Raw genomic sequence first — 7462 nt, 5'->3', positions numbered from 1 at the left:
AATATTAATCTGCATCGCCAACATATCAATATCAAAACCGTGATGGATCAGGTTATTAATGAGTTAGCATTTAAGTATTCGACTATTCACTCTCGTTTGAATATTGAAAATAGTGTTTTGGATCCAAGCTGCCTTGCCGATGAGTTTTCTTTGCATCTCATTTTGACCAATTTATTTGATAATGCACTGTATTACAGTCCGCCGAAGTCATCGATTAAAATAAGGTTAGTTGCTGATAATAAAGGCTTAAGATTCAGCATTGAAAATCAATTAGTCACCAGTATCAACGCGAATGATTTAGAGAGGCTTACTCTACCATTATTCCAGGCGGAGCAATCGCGTTCAAACAGCGAGAGGCATGGATTGGGGTTGGCCATTGTTGAAAACATTGCCAAAGTGAATGGATTTGAGTTTAGCTTTGAATTAGTTTCGGATGACAAAATTATGTTTGCTGTGTTGATTCCGAATGGTCATGCGGCAATGGTGTAAATCTATGCAAAAAATCTTCAAAAAAACAGAATTTAACTGACTGTAAATAAGATGTTAATATATGTTATTACGCCCTGAACTTAATGCCCTTGCTAAGGTCTTAGGCTCAGATGGTTTTTGTTACTGTGTCTTTTAGTCGTTCAGTTACGATAAAGATATTGAAAATTTTGCAAAAAATCCTGTTTTAAATCGCTGAGTAAACAAGATTTTCAGTAACACGATAAGCTTAAGTTGCCCTTAAGATAAGCATACTAGTCTATTACCCAGTAATAATGTTATTACATTTGGGATAGCTTGTTGCGAATTTAATTGCACATGAAGCCTAAAAATAATAATAATTTTGGAGCAATAAATGGCTGTAAATTTCTTTAGTCTTGGTACCAATTCAAGTGAGTTTAGTACAAAAAAGACTTCGAATAATTTATTTCAAGCAATTGTTATATTTAGTGTTATCTCTCTTCTTATAATGAGTTTGAGCCGTATTGGCTTGTCTTTATGGCAAGCTGAACGGGTATCCGATGCCCAAGGTTGGGGCTACATTTTACTGCAAGGTTTACGGGTCGATTTTGCCTCTTTATGTTGGCTGTGGGGTATTGCAGCACTCGGAACCGTGGTATTTGCTGGTGAGCATTTAGTTGGCCGTGTTTGGCTGATGATATTACGCGTATGGCTCACACTAGGTTTGTGGGTGGTAGTTTTTCTTGAGGCATCATCGCCGTCGTTTATTGCTGAATATGGTTTTAGACCTAACCGTTTATATGTTGAATATCTGGTTTATCCAAAAGAAGTGTTATCGATGTTATGGGCAGGGCGTAAAGGCGAGCTTATTTTATCGGCGCTGATCACCGTGGGTACCTTATGGGGTGGCTGGTGGTTAAGTGGAAAATTAACGCAATATATTCGTTTTCCTAAATGGTATTGGCGTCCAGTGCTTGCGGTTATCGTCATTGCTATTACGGTGCTAGGTGCGCGGTCATCATTGGGGCATCGACCTCTTAATCCTTCATTGGTGGCATTTTCAGACGATCCTTTAGTTAATTCTTTAGTGTTGAATTCCTCTTTCTCATTAATTTTTGCAATTAAGCAAATGAGTAACGAAGAAGATGCATCGAAAGTGTATGGCAAGTTAGCCGACGAAAAAGTGATCGACATTGTGCGCCGTGAAAGTGGCCGACCACTGAGTGCATTTACCTCATCGACCATACCGACGTTGTCATTTAATCAAGCCAGCTATACCGGTAAACCAAAGAACCTTGTGATCATTTTACAAGAAAGCTTAGGTGCACGTTTTGTGGGAAGTTTAGGTGGCTTACCGTTAACGCCTAATATTGATGAGCTTTCTCAACAAGGGTGGTTTTTTGAAAATTTATACGCTACTGGTACACGTTCAGTAAGAGGTATAGAAGCGGTGACAACCGGTTTTACACCTACGCCAGCACGTGCAGTTGTGAAACTCGGTAAGAGTCAAACAGGCTTTTTTACCATCGCTGATTTATTGAAGCAACATGGCTATACCACGCAGTTCATTTATGGTGGTGAAAGCCATTTTGATAATATGCGCAGCTTCTTTTTAGGCAATGGTTTTACTGATATTGTTGATCAAGGTGACTATAAAGACCCAGCGTTTGTGGCGTCTTGGGGGGTGTCTGATGAGGATTTGTTGTTTAGAGCCGACGAAGAGTTTTCGCGGATGCACAAAGAGGGTAAACCATTCTTTAGCTTAGTGTTTAGCTCAAGTAATCATGACCCATATGAGTTCCCTGATGACCGTATTGAGTTGTATGAACAACCACAATACACCATGCATAACGCGGTGAAATATGCCGATTATGCAGTGGGTGAGTTTTTCAAAAAAGCTAAAAAATCAGATTACTGGAAAGATACCTTATTCCTGATTGTTGCAGATCATGACAGTCGAGTGGGTGGTGCTGCACTAGTACCAGTGTCTCGTTTCCGTATTCCTGGGCTTATTTTAGGTGACGGGATTGATGCGAAGCGCGATCCACGTGTTGTGAGCCAAATTGATATGTCACCGACGTTAATTTCGTTGCTGGGTATTTCGGATAGTTATCCAATGCTAGGCCGTGATTTAACTAAAATGCCAGACTCATGGCCGGGTCGAGCGATGATGCAGTATGACAAAAACTTCGGTTTACTGGAGGGAGATAAAATGACTATTTTACAACCTGAATTACCTCCTGAAAGTGTTACTTATGATTTTGTTACTGAAAAACTGACTCCGACAACGTTGAATGAACCTCAAGCAGAAGCTGCATTAGGCTGGGCATTATGGGGCAGTTTAGCATACAACAAAATGTTGTACCGTACGGCTAATTCAGAGGCAAAACCGACACTGTCTGATATGGCTACCACGGAAGTATCACGCTAATATTTTTAGTTGAGACTCATTATTTGGAGCGGATTGCTGTTGATAAAATTGACCAATCCGTTGACCAAATTGTTGGTAGCTAGCTTTGGATACACCAGTGTCTAGCGCTTGGCGTTGACGAGGTTCAGGTGTTGTTTTAGCGTTTGTAGATTGTGTTTTTAGTTGAATATCTTTACGTTGCAGCGCCGGGGTTTGGCTCGCCATGATTCTAATGACTTGAGGCCGAATGACTGGCGAAGCAATTGCTTTAGACTCTACCGCTTGTTGAGTGGCACTTTGCTGTTGTCGTTTAGCTTGCTCTTGCTGCTGTTTTTTCTCTGCGACAGTGTAAGGCGTAGCACGTTCATTTTGTTGATTTAATGGACGTTCTGCATGCTCTTTTGTCGGTTCTTGTGGCGGGATAATCGGCGGTTTTTGTTGATTGTCCACTCGCGCAAGATCCGTCGCAACATTTGAAGTTGCTAACGGTATTTGTGGATAATGAGTGGTAATTATCATGTTGACCTTGTCAATACGACGCCTTGACCAAATTATAGACAACATTTGGCTAAGGCTAAAGTGCTATTAAGATATTTTTAGCGGTATTTTGTGATCCACGGTAATAAATGGTCTAAAAATGCATCAGGATGCGAAATAAACGGCGCATGGGATGCTTTATGGAGCAGCACATCTTCAATGTTGTCACTGCTTGGTAATGACGAGATAATCTTTCTCGGCACCAAACTATCTAACTTTCCCCAAATTCGTAACCATGGCCGCTGTATTTGAGTGATCGTGGCACGTAAATCCACCTGCGCTAACATATCCAATCCTTGGGATAAACCTTGTTGTGTCGGCAATGGCTTGCTTAACACTAAGCTTTTTATTTGTTGGATGTCAGCTTTGGGGTTATCACTTCCCATGGCTTGAATCGCCAGAAATCGTTCAACAGTACGAGACAAATCGCGACTTAATTGGCTTGAAAATTGTGCCAATACATCAGGCTGAATACCAGGCCAGGCGGGGCTGATATCATCTATTCCACTAGTCATAACACTTTCGCGGGCCATAAAACATGGGGATGAGGCAATAGTGACTAATGCAGCCACTGACTCTGGGTAATCGATGGCAATTTGGCTAGCGATTAACCCACCTAGCGACCAACCAATCCAAATCGCCTGCTGTGGAAGTTGCTCTGCAAGTGCTTGTGACCATTGCGTTATTCCTCCGTCGATATTAGGACTTAACCCAAAACCCGGCAAATCCACATAATGCACTCTATACTGGTGCAATGCGTTTTTTAATGGACTAAAGACTTGGTTATTCACCCCCCAACCGTGTAATAGCACTATGTCTTGGCCTTGTGAGCCAACGGTATCAATATGCAATGCAGGAAAACTCACGGTTAACACCTCTTTTGAGTCTATTTAATGGAATGAATAGCCAATGCCGCCAATCAATATTTCAATCGACATCACCCACATACTAGGCTTATGCCTCAAGCACATTCAGCATGCTAGGGTGATTTTACTAGGCAGTTTACCCAACCGTTGCTTGCTGTGCCAGCAAAGGATAGATCAAACGGGTTATCAGCAATTGTTTCCTGATCAAGTCCTCACAGGTGTTTGCCAAGTGTGTTTAGCGGCGAGTTTGTATCAGCATGAAGTGTGCTTAGGTTGTGGTCGCGAAATAGCTCTGCTGCAGGCTTATTGTGGAAAGTGTTTGAAACAAGAGCCCAATTATGTGGTTGCACCTTGTAGTTATCATCAAGGACTGGGACCTGTTATTGCCGCCATTAAATACCAACAGCAATGTGCACCGCTTAACGCGATAACTCAGCAATTAGCCTGTCGAGTCGCATTATTAATTAAGCACGGCATTATTAGGCGTCCACAAGTGTTAATCCCCGTTCCATTACATCCAAATCGTTTACGTCAGCGAGGTTTTAATCAAGCTTGGCTCATTGCTAAAGAGTTAAGCCTTTTAACGAATATTCCTCTAGATGATCGTTGCTTAATTCGAATTGTTGATACTTTGCCACAAACGGGACTAGCGGGTATGCAGAGGCGTAAAAACTGCCATGGTGCATTTGCATTACAACCAAACATGACATATCAGCGTGTTGCGTTGATTGATGATGTGGTCACGACTGGAACAACCGTAGATGAAATTGCAGGTTTATTTAGTCTACAGTTTATCCATGTGCAGACTTGGTGCCTTGCGCGTGCTGAAGCGCCGGGATTGTTAGATTAAATCTTTTTAAGGGTAGATTAACCTAGGTTTAGGTTAGATTAATTCAATTTGAGTAATAACAAGATTTTTTGTAAATAAAAACAATTGATTAATATTTCTTGTAGCCCATGGTATGTGGGGCATTGCCGTTTTTTTAGGGTTAAAAAAAGTTGAACTGGATCATTTTTTCGAGATCAAATCCCACGGACACTACAAAGCCAATGCAACACAGAGTATCATATGTCTAATTCTTACTAATTTACTCAGGTATTCCCTGACGGAGCAGGTTTTTATGATCACCATTACCGATACAGCTCAGGCCCATTTCGTCAAATTGTTGGCCGACCAGCCGGAAGGTACGCACATTCGTGTGTTTGTTATCAGCCCAGGTACTGCACAAGCAGAGTGTGGTGTGTCTTATTGTCCACCTGATGCCGCTGAAGCTGATGATGTAGAACTTCCATTTAATGGCTTTAGTGCTATGGTCGATGAAAAGAGCGCACCATTTTTAGATGATGCCAGCATTGACTTTGTAACCGACCAGCTTGGTTCGCAACTAACATTAAAAGCACCTAACGCAAAAATGCGCAAAGTGTCTGGAGATGCGCCATTAGTTGAACGTATTGAATATATTATTCAGTCAGAGATTAATCCACAACTTGCTAGCCACGGCGGTAACATCATGCTGGTAGAAATTACCGAAGCTGGTGTTGCAGTATTGCAGTTTGGCGGTGGGTGTAACGGTTGCTCGCAAGTTGATATCACCTTAAAAGATGGTATTGAGAAGCAATTGTTAGATATGTTCCCAACGGAATTGACTGGTGTTCGTGACGTGACAGAGCATGAGCATGGCGAGCATTCTTACGCTTAATCGCGTGACGAATTACTGCTACTAGCAAAGCTAATAAACAAAAACGCGACCTCATTATGAGGTCGCGTTTTTTGTTGGTGTCGATTAGGTTTTCGCCATCTAGTGGCTTTAGTCGTCTCGAGTGAGTACTTCAAGTAATTCAATATCAAAAAATAAATCTGAGTGTGCTGGAATACGCTCACCAATCTGGCGTTCTCCATAGGCTAAATGAGCCGGGACAGATAGCTGACGCTTGCCACCTACATTCATGCCAATAATTCCCTGATCCCAGCCTTTAATGACTCTGCCGGTACCAATGACACACTGAAATGCATCAGAAGCATCAAACTGGCTCCCGTCGGCTAATCGACCGCTATAACGAGTGGTAATTAGCGCGCCTTTAACTGCAGCTTTACCGTTGCCAACTTCAATGTCGGTGATAATCAATTCTTGAGTCATAGTATTCTCATGTGTGACGACTTGGGCTATTTGAGGTTATTTTACCCCAAGATTGGTCGCTAAGAAGTGTTCTATAGCAATGAATGTTGTAAGACGATGTTCATTACTACTTAAGTAATGATCGCCATTTTCCAGTTCGATATACTTTACGGGTTTATGTAAATCCTTAAGCGCATCATACATTTCTTCACTGTGTTGTACTCGCACCACGCGATCTTTAGTGCCGTGGATTAATAACACCGACACGTTAATATTAGCCACTTTGCTAATAGGTGAGCGCTGATATAAATCGTCGTAATCATCACCAATTTGTTTTTTAACAATTTTACTGTTGTCGTACCGACGCGATGATTTAACTAAATATTCAAGGTCTGTCACGCCCGCAACACTAATGGCACATTGATACAGATTTGGGGTGATAGCTACGCCCATTAATGCGGCATAACCGCCATAACTCGCACCGACAATACACACGCGTTTTGGATCGCTAATACCTTGTTCGATAAGCCAGTGAGTACCATCCTCAATGTCGGTTTGCATTTCTAAGCCCCAGTTTTTAAGACCCGAATTCATGAAATTGAATCCATAGCCTGACGAGCCGCGAAAGTTCATTTGTAGCACAGCATAACCACGATTAGCTAAAAACTGCGCCCAATAATCAAACGTGGTTGAGTCATAACTAATAGGTCCGCCATGGGGGAAAATTATGGTCGGTAAGTTTTTGGCGACAATGTCTTTTGGAGTGGTGAGGAAGGCTTCAATGGCTAAACCATCACGAGCATTATAATGGACTGTTTGCGGTTGAGATAACACTTCTGGTGGCAATTGGCTGTAACGGTAAGCTATAGGGTAAAGTGCCTTTTGGTCTCTATTACCAAAGTAATACGCACCAGATTCTATAGGGCCAGTTGCATAAACGATGTAACGACGTTCATCATCACTGAACTGAGTGATCACATTATGTGACTCTGGTAATGCAGTTGTAAGACCATTGTTCAACTTGATATAATCTTGGTCCCAGAACAGATATTCACCTTCAATGTCGGTGCTTAAACCAATGACCT

8 protein-coding genes are annotated in these 7462 nt (G+C 41.9%); 4 read left to right on the top strand and 4 right to left on the bottom strand.

The window, feature by feature from the left end:
• Both CXF78_RS05565 and CXF78_RS05560 read left to right on the top strand, forming a co-directional pair.
• On the top strand, nt 1–489 hold a 489-nt coding region (locus CXF78_RS05565), incomplete at its 5' end, for a sensor histidine kinase (protein WP_145991376.1).
• 352 nt (nt 490–841) lie between these two features.
• Complete coding sequence (locus tag CXF78_RS05560) at nt 842–2878, top strand: LTA synthase family protein (protein WP_011635730.1); 2037 nt, start codon at nt 842–844, stop codon at nt 2876–2878.
• Here the strand turns inward: CXF78_RS05560 and CXF78_RS05555 are convergent.
• Entirely contained in the window at nt 2870–3376 is a 507-nt protein-coding gene (locus CXF78_RS05555) for a hypothetical protein (RefSeq protein ID WP_011635731.1), read from the bottom strand. The genes CXF78_RS05560 and CXF78_RS05555 overlap by 9 nt on opposite strands.
• A gap of 77 nt (nt 3377–3453) precedes the next feature.
• Nucleotides 3454–4260 (bottom strand): pimeloyl-ACP methyl ester esterase BioH, encoded by an 807-nt coding sequence (gene bioH, locus CXF78_RS05550; protein WP_011635732.1) that lies wholly within the window; start codon nt 4258–4260, stop codon nt 3454–3456.
• A gap of 43 nt (nt 4261–4303) precedes the next feature.
• Here bioH and CXF78_RS05545 point away from each other — a divergent pair, with 43 nt between their 5' ends.
• Nucleotides 4304–5110, top strand: a complete 807-nt coding sequence (locus CXF78_RS05545) for a ComF family protein (protein WP_102036215.1) — start codon at nt 4304–4306, stop codon at nt 5108–5110.
• Nucleotides 5111–5381: 271 nt separating this feature from the next.
• Entirely contained in the window at nt 5382–5960 is a 579-nt protein-coding gene (gene nfuA, locus CXF78_RS05540) for a Fe-S biogenesis protein NfuA (protein WP_101084874.1), read from the top strand.
• Nucleotides 5961–6068: 108 nt separating this feature from the next.
• On the opposite strand, the gene CXF78_RS05535 is transcribed toward nfuA, so the two are convergent.
• Both CXF78_RS05535 and CXF78_RS05530 read right to left on the bottom strand, forming a co-directional pair.
• Nucleotides 6069–6398 (bottom strand): FKBP-type peptidyl-prolyl cis-trans isomerase, encoded by a 330-nt coding sequence (locus CXF78_RS05535; protein ID WP_102036214.1) that lies wholly within the window; start codon nt 6396–6398, stop codon nt 6069–6071.
• A gap of 36 nt (nt 6399–6434) precedes the next feature.
• On the bottom strand, nt 6435–7462 hold a 1028-nt coding region (locus tag CXF78_RS05530; RefSeq protein WP_145991375.1), incomplete at its 5' end, for an alpha/beta hydrolase family protein.

Origin of the sequence: Shewanella sp. 11B5, assembly GCF_002836795.1 — a bacterium.
GTDB lineage: Bacteria > Pseudomonadota > Gammaproteobacteria > Enterobacterales > Shewanellaceae > Shewanella > Shewanella frigidimarina.
Note: the sequence above shows the minus strand (reverse complement) of the source record. Positions and strands in the feature narration are given on the sequence as shown.

Bases quoted from the DNA above. Each gene is read 5' to 3' on its own strand.
- CXF78_RS05560 (WP_011635730.1), top strand. From the start codon at position 842: ATGGCTGTAAATTTCTTTAGTCTTGGTACCAATTCAAGTGAGTTTAGT.
- CXF78_RS05555 (WP_011635731.1), bottom strand. From the start codon at position 3,376: ATGATAATTACCACTCATTATCCACAAATACCGTTAGCAACTTCAAAT.
- CXF78_RS05545 (WP_102036215.1), top strand. From the start codon at position 4,304: ATGCCGCCAATCAATATTTCAATCGACATCACCCACATACTAGGCTTA.
- nfuA (WP_101084874.1), top strand. From the start codon at position 5,382: ATGATCACCATTACCGATACAGCTCAGGCCCATTTCGTCAAATTGTTG.
- CXF78_RS05535 (WP_102036214.1), bottom strand. From the start codon at position 6,398: ATGACTCAAGAATTGATTATCACCGACATTGAAGTTGGCAACGGTAAA.